The organism is Acetobacter sp. DmW_125128 (assembly GCF_008704325.1).
Classification (GTDB): domain Bacteria; phylum Pseudomonadota; class Alphaproteobacteria; order Acetobacterales; family Acetobacteraceae; genus Acetobacter; species Acetobacter oryzifermentans.
Window position 1 is genome coordinate 1 of record NZ_VHOP01000025.1, and the last position, 25,413, is coordinate 25,413.

At 51.7% G+C, this 25,413-nt stretch carries 24 protein-coding genes; 10 read left to right on the forward strand and 14 right to left on the reverse strand.

The genetic code is table 11. The annotated features are described in order from the left end of the window. Positions 1-208 precede the first annotated feature (208 nt). Entirely contained in the window at positions 209-535 is a 327-nt protein-coding gene (locus FKW19_RS09465; RefSeq protein WP_228391382.1) for a helix-turn-helix transcriptional regulator, read from the forward strand. Continuing rightward, positions 532-702, forward strand: a complete 171-nt coding sequence (locus FKW19_RS16010; protein ID WP_075624995.1) for a metallothionein — start codon at positions 532-534, stop codon at positions 700-702. Before FKW19_RS09465 ends, FKW19_RS16010 begins: the two co-directional genes overlap by 4 nt. A gap of 602 nt (positions 703-1,304) precedes the next feature. Here the strand turns inward: FKW19_RS16010 and vapC are convergent. Together vapC and vapB are read right to left on the reverse strand one after the other, a co-directional pair. Beyond that, a complete protein-coding gene (gene vapC / locus FKW19_RS09475; protein ID WP_014106242.1) occupies positions 1,305-1,715 on the reverse strand; it encodes a tRNA(fMet)-specific endonuclease VapC in 411 nt (136 codons plus the stop codon). Then, positions 1,716-1,940 carry a type II toxin-antitoxin system VapB family antitoxin gene (gene vapB, locus FKW19_RS09480; RefSeq protein ID WP_010511771.1) on the reverse strand — a complete coding sequence of 75 codons (225 nt, stop codon included), beginning with the start codon at positions 1,938-1,940 and terminating at the stop codon, positions 1,716-1,718. 179 nt (positions 1,941-2,119) lie between these two features. Between vapB and FKW19_RS09485 the strand changes: the two genes are divergently transcribed. Next, positions 2,120-2,539: a hypothetical protein gene (locus FKW19_RS09485; RefSeq protein ID WP_052051562.1), complete on the forward strand. Its 420-nt coding sequence runs from the start codon at positions 2,120-2,122 to the stop codon at positions 2,537-2,539. A 225-nt stretch (positions 2,540-2,764) separates the two neighbouring features. Here FKW19_RS09485 and FKW19_RS09490 read toward each other — a convergent pair whose 3' ends face one another. The 3 genes from FKW19_RS09490 to FKW19_RS09500 all read right to left on the reverse strand — a co-directional run bounded on the left by FKW19_RS09490 (position 2,765) and on the right by FKW19_RS09500 (position 5,670). Continuing rightward, a complete protein-coding gene (locus FKW19_RS09490; RefSeq protein ID WP_014106240.1) occupies positions 2,765-3,661 on the reverse strand; it encodes an NAD-dependent epimerase/dehydratase family protein in 897 nt (298 codons plus the stop codon). Between the two features lie 49 nt (positions 3,662-3,710). After that, positions 3,711-4,367 carry an alpha-ketoglutarate-dependent dioxygenase AlkB gene (locus FKW19_RS09495; protein ID WP_052051561.1) on the reverse strand — a complete coding sequence of 219 codons (657 nt, stop codon included), beginning with the start codon at positions 4,365-4,367 and terminating at the stop codon, positions 3,711-3,713. 193 nt (positions 4,368-4,560) lie between these two features. Next, entirely contained in the window at positions 4,561-5,670 is a 1,110-nt protein-coding gene (locus tag FKW19_RS09500; protein ID WP_014106238.1) for an NADH:flavin oxidoreductase/NADH oxidase, read from the reverse strand. A 195-nt stretch (positions 5,671-5,865) separates the two neighbouring features. On the opposite strand from FKW19_RS09500, the gene FKW19_RS09505 reads away from it, so the two are divergent. Next, on the forward strand, positions 5,866-6,753 hold the full coding sequence (locus FKW19_RS09505) for a LysR family transcriptional regulator (protein WP_014106237.1): 888 nt from the start codon (positions 5,866-5,868) through the stop codon (positions 6,751-6,753). Positions 6,754-7,085: 332 nt separating this feature from the next. Here FKW19_RS09505 and FKW19_RS09510 read toward each other — a convergent pair whose 3' ends face one another. The 4 genes from FKW19_RS09510 to FKW19_RS09525 form a co-directional block, all read right to left on the reverse strand. Then, entirely contained in the window at positions 7,086-7,697 is a 612-nt protein-coding gene (locus FKW19_RS09510) for a TetR/AcrR family transcriptional regulator (RefSeq protein ID WP_048851167.1), read from the reverse strand. A gap of 272 nt (positions 7,698-7,969) precedes the next feature. Beyond that, positions 7,970-9,457, reverse strand: coding sequence for an efflux transporter outer membrane subunit (locus FKW19_RS09515; RefSeq protein ID WP_035352878.1), 1,488 nt, complete (start codon positions 9,455-9,457; stop codon positions 7,970-7,972). Continuing rightward, on the reverse strand, positions 9,457-12,600 hold the full coding sequence (locus FKW19_RS09520) for an efflux RND transporter permease subunit (protein ID WP_035352875.1): 3,144 nt from the start codon (positions 12,598-12,600) through the stop codon (positions 9,457-9,459). The genes FKW19_RS09515 and FKW19_RS09520 overlap by 1 nt, the downstream gene beginning before the upstream one ends. 24 nt (positions 12,601-12,624) lie before the next feature. Beyond that, positions 12,625-13,755 carry an efflux RND transporter periplasmic adaptor subunit gene (locus FKW19_RS09525; RefSeq protein ID WP_052051560.1) on the reverse strand — a complete coding sequence of 377 codons (1,131 nt, stop codon included), beginning with the start codon at positions 13,753-13,755 and terminating at the stop codon, positions 12,625-12,627. A gap of 301 nt (positions 13,756-14,056) precedes the next feature. Here FKW19_RS09525 and FKW19_RS09530 point away from each other — a divergent pair, with 301 nt between their 5' ends. After that, positions 14,057-14,674: a YceI family protein gene (locus tag FKW19_RS09530; RefSeq protein WP_014106232.1), complete on the forward strand. Its 618-nt coding sequence runs from the start codon at positions 14,057-14,059 to the stop codon at positions 14,672-14,674. A gap of 374 nt (positions 14,675-15,048) precedes the next feature. Then, entirely contained in the window at positions 15,049-15,645 is a 597-nt protein-coding gene (gene wrbA / locus FKW19_RS09535; RefSeq protein WP_035352921.1) for an NAD(P)H:quinone oxidoreductase, read from the forward strand. A 54-nt stretch (positions 15,646-15,699) separates the two neighbouring features. Here the strand turns inward: wrbA and FKW19_RS09540 are convergent, their stop codons facing one another. Next, entirely contained in the window at positions 15,700-16,629 is a 930-nt protein-coding gene (locus tag FKW19_RS09540; protein ID WP_035382359.1) for a LysR family transcriptional regulator, read from the reverse strand. Between the two features lie 162 nt (positions 16,630-16,791). Here FKW19_RS09540 and FKW19_RS09545 point away from each other — a divergent pair, with 162 nt between their 5' ends. Then, a complete protein-coding gene (locus FKW19_RS09545) occupies positions 16,792-17,493 on the forward strand; it encodes a pirin family protein (RefSeq protein WP_014106229.1) in 702 nt (233 codons plus the stop codon). 230 nt (positions 17,494-17,723) lie between these two features. On the opposite strand, the gene FKW19_RS09550 is transcribed toward FKW19_RS09545, so the two are convergent. The 3 genes from FKW19_RS09550 to FKW19_RS09560 all read right to left on the reverse strand — a co-directional run bounded on the left by FKW19_RS09550 (position 17,724) and on the right by FKW19_RS09560 (position 21,887). Beyond that, positions 17,724-19,175 carry an efflux transporter outer membrane subunit gene (locus tag FKW19_RS09550; protein WP_035382358.1) on the reverse strand — a complete coding sequence of 484 codons (1,452 nt, stop codon included), beginning with the start codon at positions 19,173-19,175 and terminating at the stop codon, positions 17,724-17,726. Then, a complete protein-coding gene (locus FKW19_RS09555; protein WP_238331286.1) occupies positions 19,162-20,154 on the reverse strand; it encodes an HlyD family secretion protein in 993 nt (330 codons plus the stop codon). The genes FKW19_RS09550 and FKW19_RS09555 overlap by 14 nt, the downstream gene beginning before the upstream one ends. A 95-nt stretch (positions 20,155-20,249) precedes the next feature. Then, positions 20,250-21,887, reverse strand: a complete 1,638-nt coding sequence (locus tag FKW19_RS09560) for an MFS transporter (RefSeq protein ID WP_035382356.1) — start codon at positions 21,885-21,887, stop codon at positions 20,250-20,252. 210 nt (positions 21,888-22,097) lie between these two features. On the opposite strand from FKW19_RS09560, the gene FKW19_RS09565 reads away from it, so the two are divergent. Both FKW19_RS09565 and FKW19_RS09570 read left to right on the forward strand, forming a co-directional pair. Then, positions 22,098-23,012 carry a LysR family transcriptional regulator gene (locus FKW19_RS09565; RefSeq protein WP_164076300.1) on the forward strand — a complete coding sequence of 305 codons (915 nt, stop codon included), beginning with the start codon at positions 22,098-22,100 and terminating at the stop codon, positions 23,010-23,012. A 207-nt stretch (positions 23,013-23,219) separates the two neighbouring features. Next, positions 23,220-24,425: an MFS transporter gene (locus FKW19_RS09570; RefSeq protein ID WP_014106224.1), complete on the forward strand. Its 1,206-nt coding sequence runs from the start codon at positions 23,220-23,222 to the stop codon at positions 24,423-24,425. 134 nt (positions 24,426-24,559) lie between these two features. On the opposite strand, the gene FKW19_RS09575 is transcribed toward FKW19_RS09570, so the two are convergent. Further along, positions 24,560-24,796, reverse strand: coding sequence for a helix-turn-helix transcriptional regulator (locus FKW19_RS09575; protein WP_238706780.1), 237 nt, complete (start codon positions 24,794-24,796; stop codon positions 24,560-24,562). A gap of 440 nt (positions 24,797-25,236) precedes the next feature. Here FKW19_RS09575 and FKW19_RS09580 point away from each other — a divergent pair, with 440 nt between their 5' ends. Further along, entirely contained in the window at positions 25,237-25,338 is a 102-nt protein-coding gene (locus tag FKW19_RS09580; RefSeq protein WP_123809134.1) for a histidine phosphatase family protein, read from the forward strand. Positions 25,339-25,413 lie beyond the last annotated feature (75 nt).

Genomic DNA, 25,413 nt, shown 5'->3' on the forward strand with positions numbered 1-25,413 from the left:
ATCGTGTCCGTCACGCATCGGACCACGCTACAGGAACGCCATCCGGTGACGATTGATCTTCAGGTTTTCGCTCCATCACAGTAAGCGGCGGCGCGCGCGTCGTCATTTCCTCTTTCCGGCTTTCCGCCATCATTCCTATGACGAAAATGCTTGCACCCCTCTCCTCACACCGATATATGAATACATGTTCATGTGTTTGGGAATAACGATGCTGACTGCTGATCATGCCACTGAACTCGGAGAAATGTTCCGCCTCCTTGGCGATCCGAACCGCTTGCGGATTGTCGCATCATGCCTCTCTCAGCCCATGAGCGTTGGAGATATTGCGGACACGCTGGACCTCAGTCCTTCATTGACGTCGCATCATCTCCGTCTGCTCCGCAGTGCGCGTCTGCTCAAAGGCACACGTCACGGCAAGCAGGTGTTCTATGACCTGCCGGACTGTCATGTCCGGCAGATGCTGACCAACATGATCGAACACGTCACTGAACCGCATGACGTGGACGAAGCCATTACCGAAGGAGAAGACCCATGAGCGTTACCGTTGAATCCGTAAAATGTGCCTGCCCAGACTGCGTGTGCGTGGTCAGCGTTAACAACGGCGTCGAGAAAGATGGTCGCATCTATTGTGACGAAGCCTGCGCGACGCATCACAAGGATGGAGCCGGATGCCACCATGCCGGATGCGCCTGTCACGGCTGATCTGGGCTGTTCCTGCTGACTCCGGGGTCAGCAGGAATATCTACATCTGCGTCGTCGAACAGAATGCTGACGACACGTGAGTTCTCAGCATAATAGCTTCCCGATGACACTGCCTCTTGCACCCACCGGAGTCATCGTCCCTCCCCCGTATCGGCATTCATCCAGACAGCAAAAAAGAGAGGATTCCCGGTGCCACGGCACCTTAGGGAAGTCCTCTTTTCGCGGATGTATCTGGGATGATCCCGGCAGCAGCCTGCCGTATGGTTCGACATGGTGAGATCAGTTACCTGCCGAAGTCGTTCCCGGTGCTACAGCCGCTCAAAATCACGCGATCGTGAAGCTGTGATTTCGCGGGCCGTTTACGCCCTACTACGACTCCCGTTTGCATCCTATACGCATCCTGCGCGTGGAGCAGAAACGCCAAAGGCCGCCCGTGAGGCGGCCTAAGCGTTTGATATTAAATGGAAAATCTGGTTGCGGGGGCCTGCAACCAAAGAAAACTGCTACTTGTCAGCGGGTTCGTGGAGAGGCTCGCTGCATGACATAGTTGATTGATAAATAATCGTTTTTATCGATATTCTGTCTCGCCGCACCTTTCCCGGTCAGACCGTGTCAGTCAGCCAGTCCTCGGTTCGAAGACCCTCCACCCGCTGAAATTCCCGCAGATTGCCGGTCACAACAATCAGCCCTCTGCTCCGGGCATGCCCGGCAATCATGAGATCATACGGACCTATGATACGGCCATTCCGTTCAAGTTCGGCCCGAATGTCTGCCGTATGGGCGGCTGCTTCACTGTCGAATGGCAGGACCGCCAGCCTTGCCGCGAAGCGCTCGACTTCACGCCTTGTGCGCACGGGATCGGACGAGCGTTCTGCGCCATAAAGCAGCTCATACAGAACCACGTCCGAGATGCAGAGTTCCTCCGCACAGCTGTTGAACCTCGGACGCAGCCCTTGTGGTCGATCCCGCAATACCCGGATACAGAGGTTCGTATCCAGCAGATAACGCAGCATTCAGAGCGCCTCACGTTCCTGCATGGCCGGCTGGTTCCGCTCCCCCAGATCCACGCCGGGAGCCGCAAAGAAATCATCCCACGCTGCGTCAGCGGGGGCGATGATGCGTCGTGAACCTTCGGACACAATGACGACGTCACGCACCTGCTCCCCGAAGGCGACCATCTTCGGCAGGCGCACTGCCTGCGAGCGGTTGGATAGAAAGAGTGTCGTACGGGTCAGCATCGGCTATTTCTCCCCATGGATATATATTATGTATATCCCATTTGGACGTTGATGTCCCGTATTTTTAGGGCTCTACGCACCGAATGCATACAAGCGGGCCGGATGATACAGTAGATCTTCCGCCCGCCCCATGATGGGACCGCTCTCCTCTCTCCCTGAAAGACAAAAAGACAGCATTCATGACAGACAGGCCACGAACACGAAGTGACGCTTTCGCCCGCGCAGAAGAACGGGGTCGCCACCTGACAGCCACCATTCTGTCAGGGCCGGACATGCTGACGGGAGAGATTTTTGCCCATCGTCTTGGCCTGACTGTCTCAGACCTGCATGATCTGGAACAGGCCCATGCTGTCCTCGTTCTGCCAGAATCCTCACCACGAGAAGCGCGCTATCCGGCCTGGCAGATCGACGCGACGGGACAGCCCTTCCCTGTCCCGCCCGCACTTTTCGATATGCTGGGCGACAGCGGATGGACCATTTACCGCTTCCTGATGCAATCTCATCCTGAACTTGCGGGTCAGACAGCCCTGGAAGCGCTTCGCGATGGCAGGGTGCACTGGTCGTCAGGCTTGCCCACAGCATTGCGGAAGGAACCTTAGCCTGCCCCCCCTTGCCGGTCGGACCTCTTCACTTTCACCACTCCCACACCCTGGGGGCCCGCAACGTGAAGCATACTGGCGCTACTGCCCTCGTCACTCTTAATGCCTTGAGGCTGCTACGGATTCGCAACCATGACCTTGACGAGTAAGATAGCTCTGACGCCAGCTTCCTGACTCGTATATGACGGAGTGGTAAAGCCGAAATTCAGATGTACCCTCTTTCTCTTACGGATTTTCTGCTGAAATATTATTTAGAATCCATGTGTGAATATCTGCACTGTTCGGCTTCCATCCCCATGCCCGCGAGTAGAGGCTGCGCACCCGACTGTTAGACGCCAGGGAATACAGAGCCCTCTGACGCCCCCAGCGTTTTATGGCGGCCTCAACCGTCATGGAGGTTGCCTCACCAAGCCTCAATGCATTGGCAATAGACTGCGCCATATCCCGAAAGGATGCCTCTCCACTCTCAACAAATACAAATGTTGCCGGCGGAGCCTGTTCAAGCGCTAGGAAATACAGGTCCACGACATCTGCTATATGGACTGTCGACCAGCGGTTAAGACCTTTGCCAATATAGCGGGCGCAGCCATTCTCCCGCGCGTAGTCTACCAGAAGGGGAAGCTGGACACTATGAGCCGTCGGCCCCAGAGCCTTTCCATAGATCAGTGAATTACACAGAATGATTGACCGTATTCCAGGTGTTGTCAGGATCGCGTGATCGAGAGCAACTCGCGGAGCTTTTTCTGCCACAGGCAGCGGCATATGGCGCTCGTCGAAAATAGCCTCGCTCGCTTCACCTTCAGCATGATCAGCGACCAGACTGCTGCCACTCGTATGCAAGAAGGCTTTACCGGAACCTGAAAGCGCCGCGAGAAAGGTATCAACTGCATCCCGCTCATCACTGCTTGCCGCATTAACGACCACATCTGCTCTTTGGGCTTCTTCTATGAGAAGATCACGATCCGCCAACGTTCCTTGAACAGGCACCATGCCCAACGCTGCACAGGCCGCCGCTTTCTCGGCGGAGCGAACCAGCCCTCGTACGTCGTGTCCCCTGCGAACAGCTTCAGCAGCAAAGGAGCCGCCAATATAACCACTGGCCCCCGTAACAAACAGCCTCATCTTACCTCTTCCCATAAAAAATAGCAGTCAGCAACGTCACTCTTATTGATCACGGATCCGTCCCTGATTGTTCTTTGTGGGTGACCGACTTCAGAGAGCGGCCTGATACTGGATCAATCTGTCGGAACGTGAGGCTTATTCTGGCCCCTGTCACCGCACTTGTTCTGGGGACAGCATGTTGCCAGTACCTCTGCGTCATGCCACTCATGATAAGCAAGCTGCCATGCTCAAGAATAATGTCACACCTGCTGCGATGATCGTCCCACCGTCTCAACGAAAACTTTCTCTCTGCACCGAGGCTGATCAAAGCAATCGTTGGTTCAGTTCCCAGTCCCTCTTCGTTATCGCTATGCCAGCCTATGCTGTCTGCGCCGTTCCGATAGAGATTGGCCAGCATAGAGTTAAAGGGAGCTTTCGCCAGCTCTGAAACACGTTGCCGGAGCTGCTTGAGCACAGGGCTCCAAGGCTCTGGGTGAAGATTATGCGCCAGCGTGGTATATGTATGAACGATATCCCCATGCCAGCCACTCAAACGAGGCTGATCTATTACAGTATCATGAATCCGGACTTTGTGCTGCTCCCAGACCAGCTCTGAACTCAGTCTCTTCATCAACAGATCGGGAGACAGTCCAAGAGATGGACGAGGATCATAGACGACCGTTCCTCCATTCAATTTGAGATGTCTTATTTCGCCGAATAGATCCACATAGCCTCCAGATCAGCCTTTTTGTAAGACTGCAATCGCTCTTCTACCCTCTCATAATCAGCCAACGGCCCACACGCTCCATACGGCAACTGCCTGTTCCTTTGAAAAAGAAACAGGCAGCACGACCCGATCTAAAATGCGTTTGGGCTCAACCTTGCGGGTAGCCAGACGGTATCAGATAACGTCTGGCACCTCAGAACTGGCCAAGACTATAGCGTTCAAGCCAACGGGCATAAGGAGCAGGCAAAACCCAGGCGGGTCGATCCGCGCGCAAGGCCTTTGCGGCTGCGTAGGGCCAGTGCGGATTAGCAAGAAGGGCGCGCCCAACTGAGACAAGATCCAACCTGTGTTCCGCAGCGGCCTGCTCTGCCACAGCAGGCACTTCAAACCCCCATGCTGACGTCACCGGAAGACCCACTTCTTCACGGACACGCCCAGCAATAGGCGCCATGAAGCCGGGGCCCCACGGAATATTCACTTCAGGAATGGTGAACCCAATACTCACGCTGAGCAGATCCAGTCCTTCGGTCTTGAAGCGCTTCACCAGTTCCATGGACTCAGCAAAAGTCTGTTCGTCACGACCATCGAACTCAATAACTCCGAAGCGGACCGTCAAAGGCAAATGTTCCGGCCACACTTTTCTGACTGCCGCGAGAGTTTCGACCAGAAAACGACTGCGGTTTTCCAAGCTTCCACCATAGGCGTCGGTTCGCTGATTGCTATGCTCAGAAAAGAAACTCTGCGCCAGATAACCATGAGCAAAATGGAGTTCAATCCACTCGAAGCCAGCCTCAAGAGCACGTCGCGCCGCATCAACAAAATTCTGCTGCACACGCTTTATATCTTCAAGAGTCATGGCTTTAGGCGTCCGGGGCAGATGCTTACCAAAAGCGATGGCGGAAGGCGCGATCGTCTGCCAGGCACGGGGGTCATTTTCAGGAATATGGTCATCTCCCTCCCATGGACGGTTGGCATTCGCCTTACGTCCGGCATGCGCAATCTGAATACCAGGAACGGCGCCAGCGTCCTTGATGGCCTTGACAACAGGAACAAAAGCCTGTGCCTGCTCATCATTCCACAGACCGGCACACTTTGGGGTAATGCGACCTTCCGGAGCGACGGCTGTCGCTTCGACAACGACCAGACCAGCCCCACCCCGAGCCAAGGCACCATAGTGAATATGGTGCCAGTCATTCACGACCCCATCCGTGGCCATATACTGGCACATCGGGGGAATGGCGATACGATTACGCAGTGCAATGTCCTTGAGGGTAAACGGCTTGAACAGAGAGGGAGAGGCCATGATTAACTCCACTTTTTATAGCAAAACTGAATGCCCGGTATCCCATCGACAGATTGAAGTCGCTTTGAGGAATATATCTATCCGGCATCATTCATCTTGCTGGTTCAGAATAATACGTGTTTCTTCTACCCCTTGTCATGCTTGCGATAAATGGGACAATTATCCGAACATAACGGAACAAAGCGCAATCATACCATGACACATTTTGGAGCCCTGGAAGCCTTCGTGCAAGCGGCAGAAACAAGCAGTTTCAAGGAAGCCGGTCGACGGATTGGCCTCTCCTCATCAGCGATTGGCCGAACAATAGCCAAGCTCGAGCAGGAACTAGGTGCTCGTCTTTTTCACCGTTCCACACGCGCCATCAGTTTGACGGCTGAAGGAGAAAAATTTCTCTTTCATTGCTATCGCATTTTTGCAGAGTTTGATGCAGCCAGAGAAGAATTAAGCGCAGTCACCGCAGAACCCAAAGGACGATTACGCATCGGTTTCCCTAATCTGGGTACTGAATTGATGCCACATATTGTTGCTTTTCAGAAACGCTACCCAGAAATCGAACTGGATCTCGATTTCAGTGACCGGTTGGTCAATCTGGTAGAGGAAGGGTTTGATGCTGTCATGCGGATTGGTTCTGTTGATGATTCGCGTCTCATGATGCGCAGACTTAGCGGATTTCATCATAGACTTGTCGCAGCACCAGACTACGCTTCCCTCCGGGGCCTGCCAGTCAGCCCTGATGATCTCCAGACACATCTCTGCCTGAGATATCGTTATCCCAGCAGCGGAAAACTGGCCCCATGGCCATTTCTGACTAATGGTGAACTAATCAGTCCGGACCTGCCCACATCTTCGGTTTCCAACAATATAAACTCATTGCTAAGTATGGTAGAAAACGGACTTGGTATCGCCCTGCTTCCAGACTTCATGGTGCATGAAAAGATAAAGGCAAAGCAGCTCATCCCCGTTCTGGACGAATATATTCATGACAGAAGAGACGTCGGCATCCTGTGGCCGTCCAATAGACAGTCATTACCCAAAATCCGAGCTTTTGTTGACTTTATGGCGGGTCGCCTTGGGTCAGCATAATCCTATGCCTGAATGTGATGCTCAAGATACTCGACTAATTCAAGATGCTACGTTTTTCAACTTAATTCACTCTGCGAACCACAACAGACAATTTAAACAGGCCGAAAATACCCAGATCATGTCCCATGGATGCGCCCAATTTGCAGTCCGGAGCCCTCGTGTAGCGGCTACGAGCCATTATAGGCCCAAGGCACACTGAGTATTGCTCCTCCTCAAGAGACTGGTGCACCAGCAGAGAATATGCCGGTGCACATTCTTCTAATACGTCAAACGTGCAAATAGATCACGCCATAAAGACACATTCTGAAATTCCAGGAGCGAGCGTAACTTTACTAAACGACATATCCCCTCTGAAGAAGCGCGGATCGAATAAATTCAAGCTGGTATCTGACGCGTTGTTCATGCTCTTTCGCTGAAAGAGATCGGAATATTTCGGTATAAACAGCGCCGAAAAACATACAGTCGAGAATAGTTCTGGCATCATTTCGGACTTTATCCCCCGAAATATCGGGCTCGGCAGCTTGTTTTATGATATCAGAAACTGTTTTGAGGACAAATCCCTCAAATTTCTTTTCAAAATCCCAACCGTCAATCCCCTCACAAATTTTAATACATAGCCCATCATCTTTTGGAAGAGCGTGATCACGGTTATGCTTATAAATAAACAGAAATATCGTGGCTATTTTTTCAAAAAGATCTTTTTTTGTGTCAATCTCTTTTTTTATTTTTTTGGCGAAGGAAGAAAAAACCTGATCACCAACGGCATCTATAATTTCATTTTTTCCTTTGAAAAAATTATAAATGTGTGCGGGTGACATACCTGCCGCTTCCGCAATATCGGACATGGTTGTCTTTGACTGCCCGTAACGCTCAAACAATAAGCGTGCCTGCTCAACAATCTGCGTCCTAACAGCTTCATCACGCTCATTTTTGTTCTTCAACATCAAGGATGGTCCCATCGTTAGCTCAATCACCAGCCATTTAGATTATTAAAATCCATTTGCAAGCACAGATTACATCAATTTCAATATCCAATGGCAGAGTTGATGATCAGACATTCGTAATTTGATCCCAACGCGCCCTCAAGAAAAACAAGACTTGGACTCACAACATTTTATCCGCTCCAAGCCTCTTCGCATGATGAAGCCAAACATTCTGAACCCCATAGAAATGTCGGCACAGCAAGCCATCCTATAATGCTGTCTGTCAGACAAGCTTATAGAATATGCTCACCGATACGGAATGGGCGCTTTGGCGTCTCATTCTCCCAGCCACCCCCTAATACCTTATAGAGCGTAACAGCGTTTGAACGCTGACCGAGATGGATAGAAATCCCTTCCGTCACGGCGTTGAGATAAGTTCTCTGGGCAACAAGTGTTTGCAGATAACTGTCTGACCCCATTTCAAAACGCGCACGAGAAAGCCGGTATTGCCGCTGTGAAGCCGAAACAAAACAATCCTGCGCCGTCGTTTCCCGAACATAAGTCTCTCTGGCAGCAAGCGCGTCTGCTACTTCTCTAAAACCTGTCTGGATTGATTTTTCGTAGCGGGCAATCTCCATACGCTTGTTTGCTTTCGATTGTTTGAGTTGGGCCGTCAATCGACCTTCGTCAAAAATCGGAAGTGTGATCTGCGGGGCGACATCCCATGCCCCCATTCCGGATCGGAAAAGGCGTTTGATGCCACTACTTGCTGTACCATTTGACGCAGTAATCTGGATCTTCGGAAAGAACTCAGCCCGAGCCTCCCCAATATCGTCATTTGCGGCCAGAAGCGTATGCTCTGCGGCAAGAATATCCGGACGCCTACCGATGAGATCAGACGGGAGACCTTCTGGAACATCCGGAAAGTCCACTATGTCAGCAAGAGCTTTCTTTCCTTCCAGTGCATTTTTCTGAGCGTCCGTCAGAGGCCTTCCTACCAGAAGTTCCAGCTGATTGAGGGCCTGAGCCCGCTGACGGTCATAGATCTCCAGTTGCTTTTCAGCTTCACGCAGCGCCTCCTCTGCCTCCGCCACATCAAGGTCGCTCGACGAACCGCTTTTACGCGCTTCAAGGACGAGATCGTAACTTTTCTGCCAGCTTTTCAGAATATCTGATGTGAGTTGATATCCTTCATTGTTGGCCACCCAGTTAAGAACTGTCGTAGCGACGCTTGCTTTGAGCGTAATATTCACGCTCTCACGCGTATAGACGTCACTCATGTAATGATCAAATGCCGACCGGGAAGCACTCCTGATGCGCCCCCATAGATCAATCTCATAAGAGGAAACGCCGAAACCGACACCATACTGCCTTTGGTAAATAGACCCCTGAGAAGCTGGTGTATGGGGAAACCGCATGGTTCGAGCAGCATATTTCTGGATATTTCCTGATGCATTCCCCGTCAATGACGGAAACAGACTCGCATTTTCAATATCAAACTGCGCACCAGCTGTTTCGATCTGCTGAATGGCAACACGATAGTCACGGTTGTTCTCCAGCGCTTCTGCAATAAGAGATTGAAGAAGTGGATCACGATAAAAGTCGCGCCATGCAGCATCGGATTTCACGGCATCTGACGAGACGCCTTTGGTATTACGATAGGCAGACCCATTCGGCCAAGTCTTGCCAACCGGGCTGGCTGGCCGTTCGTAATGCGGAATCATGGTACATCCTCCAAGAAGCAGGAAGACCAGTGATGAAAAGGAAAGCTGCCTCGACATCAGTGCGCCCCCCCTTCTTCCGCTGTGCTGACGGGAGGCTTATCTGGAGCATTGCGCTGAACCCGGAACAGGGTCAGAACCGAAACAAAGAATTTAGGCACGAACAACACAGCCAGCACTGTCGCACCAGTCATACCACCGACAACCGCTGTGCCGATGGCAATATGCGCAGCCGAACCTGCCCCTGTGGCGAGTGCCAGCGGCAGAGTACCAACAATGAAGGCAAAAGATGTCATCAGGATGGGACGCAGACGTTCTTTTGCCGCGATCAAAGCTGCATCAGCCAATGTTGCACCCGCATCATAGTGCATCTTCGCGAACTCCACGATAAGAATTGCATTTTTGGTGGCCAGACCGACTGTTGTAAGCAGGCCGACTTGGAAATAGATATCGTTTGCCAGACCGCGCAGGAAAGTAGCGAGTGCAGCACCAAGAATTCCGAGTGGAATCACGAGCATGACAGCGACAGGAATTGACCAGCTCTCATAAAGTCCTGCCAGACAGAGGATAACGACAATCAATGAAACAGCATAAAGTTTCCCGGATTGCCCTGCACTCTGCTGCTGTTCATAGGAGATAGAAGACCACTCGTGCGATAGCCCTACCGGCAGCTTTGCCGCATAATCTTCCATGATCTTCATTGCCTCGCTACTGCTTATGCCTGCCGCTGGCGCACCCAGAATTTCGAAAGCGGGAACACCATTGTAGACATCCTGCTTCTGAGCCCCAATTTCCCACTTTGGATCGGTAAAAGCAGTGAGCGGCACCATCTGGCCCTGTGTATTGCGTACAAACCATTTCTCTAGGTCGCGGGGCTGCAACCTCGAATCCATCTCCCCCTGAAGAAAGACTTTTTTGGCACGGCCACTCATATTGAATTGGTTGATATAGGCAGAACCGAAGGCGCTCCCGATCGTATCATTGATATCGCTATTGGAAACCGAATAAGCATTGGCGCGCTCCCTCAGAACGTTCAAATGCCATTGTGGTGCGTCATCCAGTCCATTCAGACGGACAGCAACAAGCCTCGGATCTTTCCGCGCCATGGCAATGAGCTGGTCCTTGGCCTGAGAAAACTGCTCGTAGGGAATTCCCCCTGGATTGGTCAGCTCAAAATCAAAACCACTGGCATTGCCGAGTTCAATGACGGGTGGAGGAAGAAACGCAACAACCTGGGCTACCCCATACGTCGCAAAATGCCCGTTAATATCAGACGCTATGTCCTGCGCTGTACGAACGGCACCCGTACGCTCATCAATATGCTTGAGCTTGACTGCGATAAAACCTGCACTTTGACTGCGTCCGCCAAAATGGAAGCCAAACACCGTCAGGACATTTTCTACAGCACCTTTATCGTGTGCCTGGACATATTCACGAATATCTTTCTGCACACGTTCCGTGACATGCGCCGAACTGTTGAGCGGCGATTGAACCTGCACGAAGACGACTTCCTGATCTTCATCAGGCAAGAAACCTTCAGAAAGCTTAAAAAAGCATAGCACAGCGGCAACGCTCAGAAACAAATACCCCCCCCATGCAAGCGGTGTCGCATTCAGACGCACCACGATACGACCATAATACTCAAGCAACGCGTCGAATGACCGGTTAAACCAGCCGAATGGACCCTTCGTCGCCTGACCGTGGGATGGACGCAAAATAGTGGCACACAACGCCGGCGTGAACGTAATGGCGGTAATGACCGAAAGCGTCATGGCCGCAATGATGGTGATGGAGAACTGGCGGTAAATGATGCCTGCAGAGCCACCGAAGAACGCCATGGGCAGGAAAACCACTGACAGCACCATTGTGATGCCAAACAGCGCACCTGTAATTTCCTTCATTGATCGGCTTGTCGCGTCGGCGGGTGAAAGATTTTCTTCCGCCATCAGACGTTCGACGTTCTCAACCACAACGATTGCGTCGTCCACCAGCAGACCAATTGCCAGTACCAGCGCCAGCATTGTCAGGGTGTTGAGCATGAAGCCCGACGCCTGAATTACGGCGAAAGTTCCAAGCAACACGACGGGCACGGCAATGGTGGGAATCAGAGTGGCACGAAAATTCTGCAGGAACACATACATCACCACGACCACAAGACCGATCGCAATAACCAGTGTCTCTACAACCTCGTGCATGGACTCCATGACGAACGGCGCTGTGTCATAAGCATAAACAACGTGCACGCCTGCGGGAAAGGACGACGCAGCACGATCAAACAGCGCCTTTACGGTGGAGACTGTCTGAATCTGGTTGGCACCAGGCGCGAGATTGAGGGCAAGACCGGCAGCAGGGTGCCCATCTACGAGACCCTTTGGCTGGAAACTTTGTGCCCCTAGTTCCACACGCGCAACATCACGCAGACGAACCTGTGTGCCGTCCGGGTTGACCTTCAAAAGGATATTCTGGAAATCCTCCGGTGTGGTCAAACGCTGCGGCCCCAAAATGACGGCGTCAAGCACCTGTTCATCCGGGCTTGGCAGCGCGCCAATCTCACCGGATGAAACCTGAAAGTTCTGATTTGTAACCGCGTTGCGAACATCCGTTACAGTCATCCCGTAGCTGGTCAGTTTCTCCGGTTTGACCCATATGCGCATTGCATATTCTGAACCGAAGAAGGTGTAGTCACCAATACCCGTGACCCGCGTAACCGGTTCCTGAAGATGGTTAGCGACAAAATCCCCCAGAGCATAGGAATCGAGCCGGTTATCCTCACTTACCAACATGGCGATCAGAGTAAAACTCTTGGTTGCCTTGGTAATTTTCACGCCCTGGGCAACCACATCTGGCGGCAGGAGTGCCTGCGCCACTGTCATGCGGTTTTGCACCTGCACCTGGGCGATATTTGGATCCGTGCCCTGAATAAAGGTCAGCACCACCTGCGCTGTGCCATCCTGCTGCGCAGACGATGAGATATATTCCAGCCCATCAAGACCATACATCTGCTCTTCAATGGGCTGCACAACAGTTTTCAACACTGTTTCAGCGGAGGCACCTGGATAAGTAACACTGACGGTAACTGGTGGAGGTGCGATACTGGGATATTGGCCAATAGGTAGGGTCATGAGCGCAATAACGCCCAGAAGCGAGATTAGAAGAGCAACGACCCAGGCAAAAATTGGCCTTCGGATAAAGAAATCTGACATCACATAAAACTCCGCAACTGTCCGTCAGGCCGGTTCGTTAAGAAGATGTATCGAATCGCCGGGCTGCAAGGTTTGGAGTTTTTCAGTAATGATACGATCACCGTCAGAAACACCATCAGTAATCACCCATGAATTACCGCTATCCTGAATAATTTTTACTTTCCTTAGGACAGCCTTACCGTCAGATCCGGCAATCAGGACATAAGGGTCGGCGTGCAGGTCTCGCAGCACAACGTTCTGTGGGACAAGAAAAGCTTTTCGCCGACCATAATGCAGAGTTGCATGCACAAACATGCCCGGAAGCAACATTGCATCCGGATTCTGGAATGTTGTTCGCAGCGTGGTCATTCCGGTTCCCGGATCGACCATTACTTCGAGAAGATCAATTCGGCCTGGTGACGTATAAGGGCGTCCCGTATCGAGGACGACATCGACCTGGCCAGCCCCAGTCGAAGTATGGTCACGCTTCTCATTCATCAGGGATTCGCGCAGGCGCGACACCGCCTCACCTGTAACGGTCAGATCGACATAAATCGGGTCCAACTGCGTGACCGTCGCCAGAGGTGTGGTCTGATTTGCCGTCACCAATGCGCCTTCCGTAACGAGCGTGCGGCTGATACGCCCGGAAATTGGGGAATAAACACGCGAATAATCAAGATTAACCTGAGCGGACATGATCTCCGCTTTCGCGCTCGCAATATCCGCCGCTGCCTGAGCCGCAGAGGAGACGGCATCGTCATAGTCCTGATGACTGACGGCGTTAATCCCGGACAAATGGGTGAACCGTGCTTTTCGTGCGTCTGCTGCAACGCGTTCCGCCTCTCCATGAGCCAGATCAGCCTTTGCCTGCGCTAGGGCAGCTTCATAGGGAACCGGATAAATTTGATAGAGCTGCTGGCCCGTCTTGACATCAGTCCCCTCAACAAACAGGCGCTTTTCAAGAACACCGCTGACCTGCGGCCGGATTTCGGCCTGTCGATAAGCTGCGGCGCGTCCGGGAACATATCCTGTCAGATCTACGGACTGCTCGTGTGCCCGCATGACATGAACATCCGTCACTGCAGGAGCATTCGCGTCCGCGTTTTTCTTGCCACACGAAGGCAGAAGAAGAAGGAGACCTGCGATGCAGGCATTAGAAAACGTGCGCGATGTCACGAGCCATGGTCCTTTCAGTCAGCGTTTAAACTATTTTATTGAACAATGAATATTATGTTTTTCATTCACTGCCAAGCGTCATCTTTCAGGCCCCAGCCTGGCAGGCCCTCAGATGCAGTCCGGGGCTGGACGCCTCTCACAATAGAGAAAATTTTGAAACCATATGTTTCCAACGTTTACATTTATTTATTAAAAATACAGCTGTAATAAATTTGATGTGTTGAACAGGCGTCGAATTGATAGCCTCCTAGAACAATCTAAGACTACACCGGGTATTAATCGTCTATTTGGAGTTATACTTATGAAATACGGTCTTTCTTTTGTTTCCGCTGCAGCCATGGCAATCGGGCTTCTGGCAGGTAACCCCGCGTCCGCGCAGGTTGTCACCAACGCAGCCCAGTCTCAATCTGGCACCTATAACGTTGAACCGGGCCACACACAGGTTGGCTTCTCCGTGCTGCATTTTGGCTTTACAAATTATCAGGGCGTATTCTCCAATGTGTCCGGCACATTGACACTGGATGCGCAACACCCAGCCGCCTCCAAGCTGTCTGTTACCATCCCTGTAGACTCCGTACAGACCACCAGCGCCAAGCTTAATGATGAACTCAAGAGCGATCAGTGGTTCGACGCTGCCAAATTCCCCAATGCCACGTTTGAGTCCACGTCAGTTCATCTGACTGGCCGCAACGATGCCATCGTAACAGGGAACCTAACCCTCCATGGCGTGACAAAGCCTGAAACACTGAAGGTTCACTTCATCGGTGCTGGCGTGAACGCACTGGACAAAAAATATACCACTGGTTTTGAAGCCACAGGCACCATCAAGCGCAGTGACTTCGGTGTGAAGATGTATGTGCCTTACGTGTCTGACGATGTGACTCTGCGCATTGCTGGCGCATTCGAAAAGCAGGACTAACGCTTGCAGCCACCTCTGCACGCAGTTGGTCCAAACAGTTAGAATACCCCAGTTGTGATCATCCTTCAGTGAATGATTACAACTGGGGATATCAGCCCTGACTGCGCGAGATGTTGCAACTGCGCAGGCATTCTCGCTCGCGTGGCGTGACTGAGCTGCTTGCAAAAAGACATTTACGGATCATTGGTCGTTCTCAAAATCTGTCCTGATATCGACATTACGAACAACAATAGGGTTCTCAGATCCTTACATGCTAAATCCAGAAACAGAATGTTTCCAACTTTAGGATGTTTGATAATCGTACAGGAGTTATCATCATGGGGTTTCTGAACTCCTTAAAGACATTGTTTTCATCACCTGAGAAAGACGTAAAAATGCCAAAAGTTCTCGTTCTCTATTACTCATCTTACGGTCACATCGAAACGATGGCCAACGCAATTGCAGAAGGGGTCCGTGAAGCAGGCCTTGAAGCCGATGTAAAAAGAGTACCTGAATTGGTGCCTGAGGATGTTGCGAAATCGCATCACTTTAAGACGGAGCAAAGCGCTCCCATCGCGACCACGGATGATCTGGTTAATTATGATGCCATTATCATAGGAGCTCCGACGCGGTTTGGCCGCCTCCCTGCTCAGATGGCAAACTTCTGGGACCAGACAGGCGGTCTGTGGCTCAAGGGCACACTGATTGGCAAGGTTGGTGCGGTCTTCACCTCCACGGCTTCCCAGCATGGTGGTCAGGAAACAACCCTGTACTCTCTGATGTCCAACCTTTTGCACCACGGTATGGTTATCAGCGGCCTTCCTTACAGCTTCCAGGGTCAGCTTAAAGTTGACGAAGTCACTGGCGGCTCACCTTATGGCGCCACGACGATTGCTGCAGGTGACGGATCACGTCAGCCAAGCAGCAATGAACTCGATGGGGCGAAATTTCTCGGTCAGCATGTGGCCGGCATTACTAAAAAACTAGCCTGATTATCAAAGCCTTCCCGATACTCTTCTTCAGGAAGGCTCTTTGTCCGGTTCAGGCTACCTCTCGGTTTTTACCCATGGTGGATGCTCAAAAGCCTTTATCAGATAATCTATCAAGGCTTTGACACGGTTAGGTCGCATCGGGCTTGGAGGGGTAATCAGGTATAGACTTATGACAGGCCCTTCCCATTCTGGAAGAATTCGTTCCAGTCTTGCTTCCTGCAATCCATCTGAAACCATAAATTCGGGAAATAATCCGTAGCCTAGCCCCTCCTCTAAAGAGGGCAGGAACGCTTCAGCATTGTCCGCACGGAACCTAGACGTTTGTGGCAGGACAAATTCTTTACCTGAATTCTTCTTTCGGAGACGAATCATTCCTGGAGCAGCGGTATTCGTATAAACGAAGCTTTTACAGTCCTCCAGATCTCGTGGATGTTCAGGTCGGCCGACAGTATTCAGCCATGCCGATGATGCCACCAGAAAGAGACCAACATCGCATAATCTTCGTGCGCGCAAAGAGGAATCAGCAAGAGCGGAGATACGTAACGCGATATCATATCCGTCAGCCACCACATCTACAATTGCATCGCTGAAACTGATATTCAGATCAATCTCAGGATAGCGCCGCATAAATTCCGGCAAGACGGGGGCAAGATGGCGGATACCAAATGTCACTGGTGCGGTAATGCGAATACGGCCAGAAGGGCGTTGCATATCACCACGAGCTTCTGCTTCAGCAGCTTCAGCAGCTTCAGCTTCGGTAACAATACGATTGGCATAGCCAAGAAGGGCCCTCCCGGTCTCAGTAAGGGAAATGTGACGAGAATTCCGATTGAACAGCGCAATACCTAACGTCTGTTCAAGACGACTGACCGCCTTTGAGACAGTCGGCTTGGAGAGCTGTATTTCTTCTGCCGCACGCGCAAAAGAACCAAGTTCCGCCACTTTTGCGAAAATAGCCCATGCTTCAAAATCCGGCAGTCTCATACAACTTCCCCCTTGGCTGATCGTCCAGTTATATCTCGACATACTCATTGCGCCAAGAAAGAGAAACCGTATCTTTCCACTATTGCCATTTACGACAGTAACGCCGGGCGGCTATTTTTTGACACCATCCACATATCGTCACCTCCATCTGGAAAAACCATCATGATCGAAGTTCGTCCTTACTCACAGCTAGGGCACGCCAATCATGGCTGGCTAGATACACGGCACCATTTCTCGTTTGCCAACTACTATAATCCTAGCCGGATGAATTGGGGTGCTCTCCGCGTCTGGAACGATGACGCTATTGCGCCGGGGTCCGGTTTCGGCATGCATCCCCATGAGAATATGGAAATCATAACCTATGTCCGGGAAGGCGCCATCACCCACCAGGACAACCTGGGCAATAAGGGACGTACCATCGCAGGTGACGTTCAGGTTATGTCTGCTGGTACCGGAATCAAGCATAGCGAGTATAATCTTGAGGATGTCACAACCCGGATATTCCAGATATGGATCATACCGACCCGATCCGGATATGCACCGTCGTGGGGAACCCGGGTGTTTCCGAAAACCGATCGTGCTGGCAAGTTTATCATACTCGCATCCGGTTACGAAAACGACGGTGATGCTCTTCCAATTCGCACAGATGCACGCGTCTTGGGAGCAACATTAATAAGAGAAGAGAATACCGATTACCATCTTGGCATAGAAAGGCTGGCGTATCTGGTCGTTGCCCGCGGCACCGTGGAAATTGAAGGTCAGATGATCAGAGAGGGTGATGGTGCTGCCATCTCAGAGAAAGATACCCTCACAATCCTTGCACATCAAGATTCTGAAATAGTGCTTGTTGATACAAGGCTATAAAAAAAAGAGTACGGGGAGGGTTCGAAAAGCCCACCTCTCAGCTTTATTAATTTTCCTCAACCCATTAATATCATCATGAGTGAAAAAAGAAGCTCAAGGTTTTTCTTACTCTTCATTTACCTGAAACAACAAGATAGATCCAAAATATTTTATCATAAGCATGGAAGAAGTCCGCGCTTTACTTGGTTATTCTCTTACAGTGGCAGCACTGATGCTGCCATGTGTGATGTTCACAGCAAAGGAAAAGTCCCCTCCCAGCCTCCCCCCAGCGCCCGATAAAGCTGGGCAACAGAGGTCGATACACTCGCTTCCGACTGAATAAGCTGATTTTCGGCAGCCAGAAGCTGAGATTGCAAGGTCAGGACATTAAGAAAATCAGCAGCTCCCGCCGCATACTGTCTCTGGGCTGTATTTACTGCGGCATTATCGTGCGCCACGGCCTGACGTAATTCATCACGTTGCTGCTGGGCTGCACTAAAACTGGCCAGCGCATCGTCAATCTCATGCCAGGCATTCAGGGTTGTCCGCTGATACGTGATGAAAGCTTCCTGTTGCTGGGCTTTTCGCAGCATCAACTGCCCTCGGAGCCTGCCTCCTTCAAAAAGGGGCACCGTCATTGTCGGTCCAAACCCATATTGACGCGAAGCCCAATTCCCCAACTTGCTGAAATACATCGCCTGCATGTCCAATGTTCCCGACAGGGTCACGCGCGGCAGAAAATCTGCGATTGCCACACCAATATTTGCTGTTGCAACATGTAGTTTTGCAGCTGCCATCCGGATATCAGGACGCCGATCAGCCAGTTCCGAAGGGACACCGATATCGATAACCGAAGGCACTGAAGGAATGGGATGCGGCGCCTCAAGTAATGCCGCTAATGCTCCTGGTTCACGTGCGATCAAAAAACTCAGAGCATTGATAAGATGAACCTGCTGATTACGTAATACCGGTAGCCGTGCATTAAAGGTGTGATAAAGTGCCTCGGAGTCATCTACATCAAGCGTGGTCGTAACCCCTTTTGTGAATCGAAGAGTCGTCAACTCCACGCTCCGTCGCGCAACTGCGAGATTCTGACGTATAATTGCCATTTCGGCCTGCACTGCACGCAATTCAATATAGTCTCTGGCAGCTTCAGCCATGAGTGAGACGATGACATCACGACGCATTTCGTCGGTAACATCCATCGCAGCCCGCGCACTCTCCACAGAGCGCCTGACATGCCCCCATAGATCGACCTCCCATGAAGCACTCAGTCCATAAGTCGGGAGATTGAACGCTGGCGTGGGATGAGTCATGCCGATTGGGGTACCAAGCACCGACCTTACGCCATTGGCGCTGATCTGATTGCGTTGATAGTAGGCATTTCCATTAAGGGAGGGAAACTGTGCAGCTCCTGCTATCTTTCGTTCTGCCTGACTTTGAGCGTATCGGAAACTTGCTGCCCGCAAATCGAGGTTTTTTGCCGCAACCTGTCGTTCAAGATCATCTAAAATAGGATCGTGATACACTTCCCACCATTGGGGATTGATCCTTTTCATATCCGCCTTGCTGGAAGATGCAGGCAGACTTTCATGCCATCTATCTCCAGAAGGCATCCGTGGATCATGAAAATCGGGCCCAACGGTACAGGCACTCACCATTAGTCCCAACAGCGCAAAACCCAGTCGCTTAACGCCATTCATAGCGATCATCCGATGCATGAGAGCCGTCAGCTTTCGTCTCTGTATCGATTCTCACTTCAACCGACATGCCAACACTCACTCGCGCAGCAAGAGGCTGGCCCGGATCAAACACAATGCGGACCGGGAGACGCTGCACCACCTTGGTAAAGTTTCCCGTCGCGTTGTCTGGCTGGATCGGAGAAAATGCGACCCCGGTCGCGCGCGCCACGCTATCAACATGAGCCCGCAGGGGATGCCCCGGAAAAGTATCAACCCAGACTGTAGCCCGTTGCCCGGGCATTACGTGAGTTAATTGTGTTTCCTGAAAATTGGCGACCACAAAAGCATCCTGAACGGGAATAACGCCCAGGAGCGCAGTACCAACATGAACATAGGCCCCCACACGAACACCGCGCGCGCCAACCACGCCATCAATTGGTGCCGTTATCGTGCAGTATGACAGGTTGAGTTCAGCCTGCTTTTCTTCCCCTTGCGCACGCTGTAATGCCGCTCTGGCACGCTCAAGTTGCGCTTGAATGACAGGAACCTGCTGCTCCGCCGCCGAAGCCTCTGCCTCATCACGAGCAAGAAGCGCAAGAGTCTGTTTTGCCTGTGTTGCTGTACGTTGACGTTGCTCAACAGTTCCTGCTCCACCTGCAGACAAATCGCGATAACGCGCCTCATCCAGCCTCGCAAAGGCAAGAGCAGCCTTATCAGACTCAACCGACGCGTGCGCCGCGGCGATAAGAGGTTGCTGCCGTTTGAGGGTCGCGCTCAAATTATCAATATCCGACTGAGCGGATGCCACATTAGCCCGGGCTATCCTGAGGGAAGCCTGAAAGTCCCAGTCCTGAATGTGAGCCAGCGTCTCGCCTGCTTTCACGTGCTGGTTATCCTGTGCCTCAACTTGATCGATCCGACCTGAGACCTTAGGTGCGACAAGTGTGAAATAAGCATGGATATAAGCGTCATTTGTCGTAACACTTCCCTGATGCTCCATTACCAATCGGTCCACGGCGAAAGCCGTGACACCAAGACCCGCTATGACAGCGGCAAGACTTAAGAAACGCCGGGTCGGCACATGAAATCTCCGGTTTAGGATTGACGAGAGAGCGGTGCCGCTGCGCGCGGCGGATACACCCTGCTGGGCAGAACAAGATTGAGGCCGATAAGAAGCGTGCAAACGCCAATCATCACGACATAGATATCGGCACAGGCAAGAATGAGCGATTGCATCCCGACCTCGCGATGAAAGAGGGACATAGCGGCCGAGTTCACGCTGCCTGGGTCAACAAGGTGAGGATCGAACAGGCTCTGGCGTACAGCATCGAAAGGAGGAAGAGAAAACTGTATATGGCCCATGTGATCCAGCAACATGGAGGAATGGTATTGCTCTCGGCGCCGGAACAATGCGTCAAGAAGTCCAGCTGCGACAGCGCTCGCCATACCCTTGGTCATGTTGACCATACCGGAGATGAAGGGCCCATCGATAGGTCCGAGCCCCATGGTCGCAAGCATCAGAACCGGAATGATGACCATAGGCTGCGCGAATACAGTCAGCAGCGCGATGGGATAAAAATTATCGCGGACCCAGTCTGCACATATCCAGGTTCCCAGCCAGTATGAAAGACCCATCAGACCCAGACCGGCCATAAGAACATGTCGACAGTCGATCCGGCGGATATTGCATATGGCTGCCACCAGCGGGAGCGCGAGCAACTGGGGAATCGCTATCAGCAGAGAGAAAGGCGTCGTCTGAATTGGACGATAGGATTTTACCGCAGTCAGATAATGCGATGGAACAGAAACCGTTACCACACTCAACACCAGAACCCCGAAAAGCGTAAGCAAGGCATCCGCTATATTGCGTTGTTTGAGCAACTGGATACGAAAAAATGGAAGCGAATGATGCCACTCATTGACGATGAAGACTGCAAAAAGAAACACACCCACACACGTCAGATGGGTGATGACAGGAGAGCGGAACCAATCAAGCCGATCCCCCTGCTGCAACGCGATGACAAGACAACATATGCCGGGCAGACCGGTCATCAACCCGAACCAGTCAAACCGCCTGAATCGCTCCAGTCTCATCGGATCCTGTGGTAGCCCCCAGGCCACGCAGATAATCGTTACGACACACAGAGGAACGATCTGCCAGAACAGGAACTGCCAGCCAACATACTCAAACCAGAACCCTGTCAGAGGTGTCGCCAGATTGGGACCAAATGTTGCGGTCAGGGCGTAGGCTCCAAGCCCATAGATCTTGATAGGAGGGGGAAGAAAGCGGAGCGCTACAGTCATCAGCATGGGGGGAAGTGCCCCACTGGCAAACCCCTGCACACAGCGCAAGATCAGCAGACACGCGAGATCGGGCATAAAAGGGGCAAGCGCCCCCAATATACCGACAGTTGCCGTCATGGCTATTGTCAGGCGGCGAACAGAAAACGTAACAGCAAACCAAGGAGCAAAAGCCATTGCAGAAATATTGCAGGCTTCAAACAGAGCAATAACCCACGTCCCCTCATCATGGCCGATGCCCATCTGGCCACGAATATCATTCAGGCCGATTTCCGTTACATGCTCGTTAAAGCCCGCGAGTAGAACAGCTAGCAAAACCCCCAGCAGACCAACCAACAACCGCCCATTGAGTGCCGGTACCACAGGCAACGTCAGCGGAGAAGGATGCAGCCTACTATCGGTTGGCACGGCAGTTTGTGCCGATGAGGTCATCTTACGTCCATAGTTGAGGCTGATAGAAAATATAAAAGATAATGCTCACAAGCCTACCCCACTGGGAAGCGCCAGAACCTGCAATTCAGCATTTCATATTCTGTAACGTATAGCATTTACATTTGATATTCTGATAGCCTTGAAACTGCTATTTTAATTAAGTATCGCCCCACCAGTGAGCAAAACAAACAAGACATGGAGCATGGTTCAGTGAAGCAGGATTACGACCTCAACCTGTTGTATGTTCTTGCCCTTCTCCTTGAAGAACAGAGCGTTATCGGCGTAGCACGGCGAATGAAGGTCAGTAGTGCGACAATCAGCCGTTTTCTTGCGCGTATCCGCGAGGCATTTTCCGATCCAATCCTGGTCCTGTCAGGGCGCAGAATGGTTCTCACCCCGAGAGCTATGGAGCTTCAGGCGCAGGTCGCCACTGTTCTGGCGAACGCACGGGCGCTCTCCAGGCAGGAAGAGGTAGATTTCACGAAACTCACTCCTTCCTTTACGATCCGGGCGAATGACGTGGTGACAAGCGTTTTCTCAGGTCCGCTCATGCAGGAACTGACGCGGACATGCCCAGGATGCCACTTACGCTTTGCCCCCGAAAGTGAGGGACACGATAGCGAGGCCCTTCGCAAGGGCACCGTGGACCTTTTCATAGGAGCTACCCGTGAACTTCAGCAGGATATCCGACGGCAGAAACTTTTTTCTACAAAGTTTCGAGGTGTCGTCCGTAATGGTCACCCGATTCTTGACGGTGAAATCACACCCGAAGCATTTACACGTTACAATCATGTCGTGGTTTCCCGTAAAGGGCGCCGCAGGGGACCGATAGATGTCGCTCTGGACCAGGGGTATGGCCTGGAACGCAATATCGCTCTGGTCATGCCGTCACACTACGCGGCATTACATGGAATTACGCATACAGATCTGATTTTTTCCATGCCTGATATTGTAGAAAGTGGCTTATCCATCGCCGCTGTTGGACTCATCGCGTTCGAGATACCCGTGATGGTGGAACCGCTGGAGGTTTTTCAGGCATGGCACCCTCGCCTCGACACCGATCCCGTGCATCGTTGGTTACGCACCGCCATCACAAATGTTGTCCGTCGTCGTCTGGAAAGGTGAATAAGCCTGAGCGGGACCGTAATCATAACCGAACGACTGCAAACAACAGAAACACTCTGACAGATTGACACATCCCTTAACGACATGTAGGGACGATTTCAGACGGCAAGCCCATGTTACGGTCGCCGCGTAAGCGTTAACGTCAACCAACGCATTCTTGTCGTCATGTTCTGAAACCAAGGAAGATGGCGTGTATAGGATGTTGACGTGCCAACTCCCTTTTCGGCCCCCCGCCCTTCGACCGTAGGCTTTTCAAGCCTGTATCTCGGCATCATTCTTATCGGTGCCAACCTCCGTGCGCCTATCACAAGTCTGGGTCCCGTACTTCCGGCTATTCAGAATGAGCTTCATCTCAGCGGCACGACGGCCGGACTACTGAATTCTCTGCCGTTACTGATCTTTGCCCTCCTGTCCCTTGTGGCCCCAGCTGTAGGACGACTACATGGTCTCGAACGCATTCTTGGCGTATCGGTCATGGCCATTCTGGTTGGCACAGTCACGCGATCTCTGGATCTGCCTGGTTCAATCTGGTTTGGCACTCTCCTCCTCAGTGCTGGGATCGCTTTTGGGAATGTTCTCCTCCCGGGTTTGGTGAAACGCGATTTTCCGACACGCGCCGCAGGCCTTATCGGTCTCTATGCTGCCTCAATGGCAGCAATGGCAGGTTTGTCTGCCGGGATAGCTGAGCCGATTGCACGCATCCCTGGGTTAAGCTGGCGCTGGGCAATCGGAATATGGGCCCTCCTCTCATTTGGCGCGCTTCTCATGTGGCTGCCGCAGTTTCGCACACGACAACATTACCTTTCCTCAGCCGCCACAAACGACCAGACATTCACCTCCCCATGGCGTCATCCGATCGGCTGGCAGGTATCCCTCTTTTTCGCTTTTCATTCTCTGGTATTTTACTCACTTGTCGACTGGTTTGCATCCTATGCAGCCAGTCGTGGCATACCCCTCTCTTCCGCCGGTCTCATGTTGCTCGTTTTTCAGGTGGTTGCTGTTGCGACAAACCTCGGCTGTGCGCCCCTGCTTCAGAGGTTGAACGATCAGCGATTACTGGGTTTCATCTGCGGGCTTTTACTTTTGGCAGGGACAAGCGGCTTAGTACTTATGCCCAGCCTTTCTTTAGTGTGGCTCATTTGTGCCGGCCTCGGTGCCGGTGTTGCGATGGTCACAAGCCTGTCCCTATTCGGCCTCCGAACACATAATCATCATCAAGCTGCAGTCCTTTCAGGAATGGCACAATTCATTGGTTATGTGGGAGCTGCTGCCGGACCATTGCTGATCGGCGTGCTTCATGACGCGACCGGCAATTGGAGTGCCTCCCTATGGCTACTGGTTGCATCAAGCATGCTGGCTATGATCTTTGCGACACTAGCCGGTCGAGCGCGAACAATTGGTAAATCATGTTAGTAAATGGCTACAATATATAGACGCCCTCCTCTTCTATGCGCACACGATGCAACAACACAGGTTCGAAATACCCCTTCCCTGTTATGCACGGGTCCATAGCAACGCTCCGATGATATAATGCGTCGGACCGAATATCATATCTCGACCTTCTGCCCTTCCCCATTATATGCAACGATCATGTTGTGAGTCAGTGCATCAATGGTGAGCGGGGCCAAGATAGAATCCAGAAGCCCCGGGAAACGATAGTCCAGATCGTCTCGTCGCAAAGACAGCCGGTATTCCCGTCCCATCTGGCGCTGCCAGACAACGCCGCTATCTCGCAGGATACGCCAATGATGACTCATGGTGGATTTTGGAATATGTGACAGCACGCTACAGCTGGGATATCCGTCACCTTGAGCAATAGTCCATACAGCCGCCAGTCGCAGTGGATTTGCAAATGCCATCAGTACACTCTCAAGCCGGATATCGTCGCGTTTGGGATGATTGGTGTGCATACCCTATTCTTATGCAGCCCTGAAATTTAAGTCAATTACGTGATTTTCTGTATCCTATGAAAATATTCAACAGAATTACTTGCGGATAAACAACACATTCTGCTCGAATGCCATCATGCCTGCTCAAATTCCCAAACCTGGACTATCCTTCTTTCTAACGAGACTTTCACATTTGTATTTATTTGTCCCCCCAAGAACAACTTGAAAGGTAATATTCTGCATTAGATAAGGAGCTCCATCTCTCCGTACAAATCTGCAACCAAAACATCAAAATCAATTTTATTATGATACACATAGTGAAACAGGAGTTCGTTATGGAAAATCTTCAGCCATTTGTTTTTCTTCGTCATGGTGAAACAGACTGGAACAAGTCAGGTTTACTGCAGGGTAGGAGTAACATTCCTCTAAGAGCCTGATCCGAAAGTTTTTCAGCACTGACAATGCCTTGCGGTTCTGCGGGTCAGCATGCGGATTGAGGCGATCAAAGTCCA

Bases quoted from the DNA above. Each gene is read 5' to 3' on its own strand.
- FKW19_RS09465 (WP_228391382.1), top strand. From the start codon at position 209: ATGCTGACTGCTGATCATGCCACTGAACTCGGAGAAATGTTCCGCCTC.
- FKW19_RS16010 (WP_075624995.1), top strand. From the start codon at position 532: ATGAGCGTTACCGTTGAATCCGTAAAATGTGCCTGCCCAGACTGCGTG.
- vapC (WP_014106242.1), bottom strand. From the start codon at position 1,715: ATGCTGCGTTATCTGCTGGATACGAACCTCTGTATCCGGGTATTGCGG.
- vapB (WP_010511771.1), bottom strand. From the start codon at position 1,940: ATGCTGACCCGTACGACACTCTTTCTATCCAACCGCTCGCAGGCAGTG.
- FKW19_RS09485 (WP_052051562.1), top strand. From the start codon at position 2,120: ATGACAGACAGGCCACGAACACGAAGTGACGCTTTCGCCCGCGCAGAA.
- FKW19_RS09490 (WP_014106240.1), bottom strand. From the start codon at position 3,661: ATGAGGCTGTTTGTTACGGGGGCCAGTGGTTATATTGGCGGCTCCTTT.
- FKW19_RS09500 (WP_014106238.1), bottom strand. From the start codon at position 5,670: ATGGCCTCTCCCTCTCTGTTCAAGCCGTTTACCCTCAAGGACATTGCA.
- FKW19_RS09505 (WP_014106237.1), top strand. From the start codon at position 5,866: ATGACACATTTTGGAGCCCTGGAAGCCTTCGTGCAAGCGGCAGAAACA.
- FKW19_RS09510 (WP_048851167.1), bottom strand. From the start codon at position 7,697: ATGTTGAAGAACAAAAATGAGCGTGATGAAGCTGTTAGGACGCAGATT.
- FKW19_RS09515 (WP_035352878.1), bottom strand. From the start codon at position 9,457: ATGTCGAGGCAGCTTTCCTTTTCATCACTGGTCTTCCTGCTTCTTGGA.
- FKW19_RS09520 (WP_035352875.1), bottom strand. From the start codon at position 12,600: ATGTCAGATTTCTTTATCCGAAGGCCAATTTTTGCCTGGGTCGTTGCT.
- FKW19_RS09530 (WP_014106232.1), top strand. From the start codon at position 14,057: ATGAAATACGGTCTTTCTTTTGTTTCCGCTGCAGCCATGGCAATCGGG.
- wrbA (WP_035352921.1), top strand. From the start codon at position 15,049: ATGCCAAAAGTTCTCGTTCTCTATTACTCATCTTACGGTCACATCGAA.
- FKW19_RS09540 (WP_035382359.1), bottom strand. From the start codon at position 16,629: ATGAGACTGCCGGATTTTGAAGCATGGGCTATTTTCGCAAAAGTGGCG.
- FKW19_RS09545 (WP_014106229.1), top strand. From the start codon at position 16,792: ATGATCGAAGTTCGTCCTTACTCACAGCTAGGGCACGCCAATCATGGC.
- FKW19_RS09550 (WP_035382358.1), bottom strand. From the start codon at position 19,175: ATGAATGGCGTTAAGCGACTGGGTTTTGCGCTGTTGGGACTAATGGTG.
- FKW19_RS09555 (WP_238331286.1), bottom strand. From the start codon at position 20,154: ATGGAGCATCAGGGAAGTGTTACGACAAATGACGCTTATATCCATGCT.
- FKW19_RS09560 (WP_035382356.1), bottom strand. From the start codon at position 21,887: ATGACCTCATCGGCACAAACTGCCGTGCCAACCGATAGTAGGCTGCAT.
- FKW19_RS09580 (WP_123809134.1), top strand. From the start codon at position 25,237: ATGGAAAATCTTCAGCCATTTGTTTTTCTTCGTCATGGTGAAACAGAC.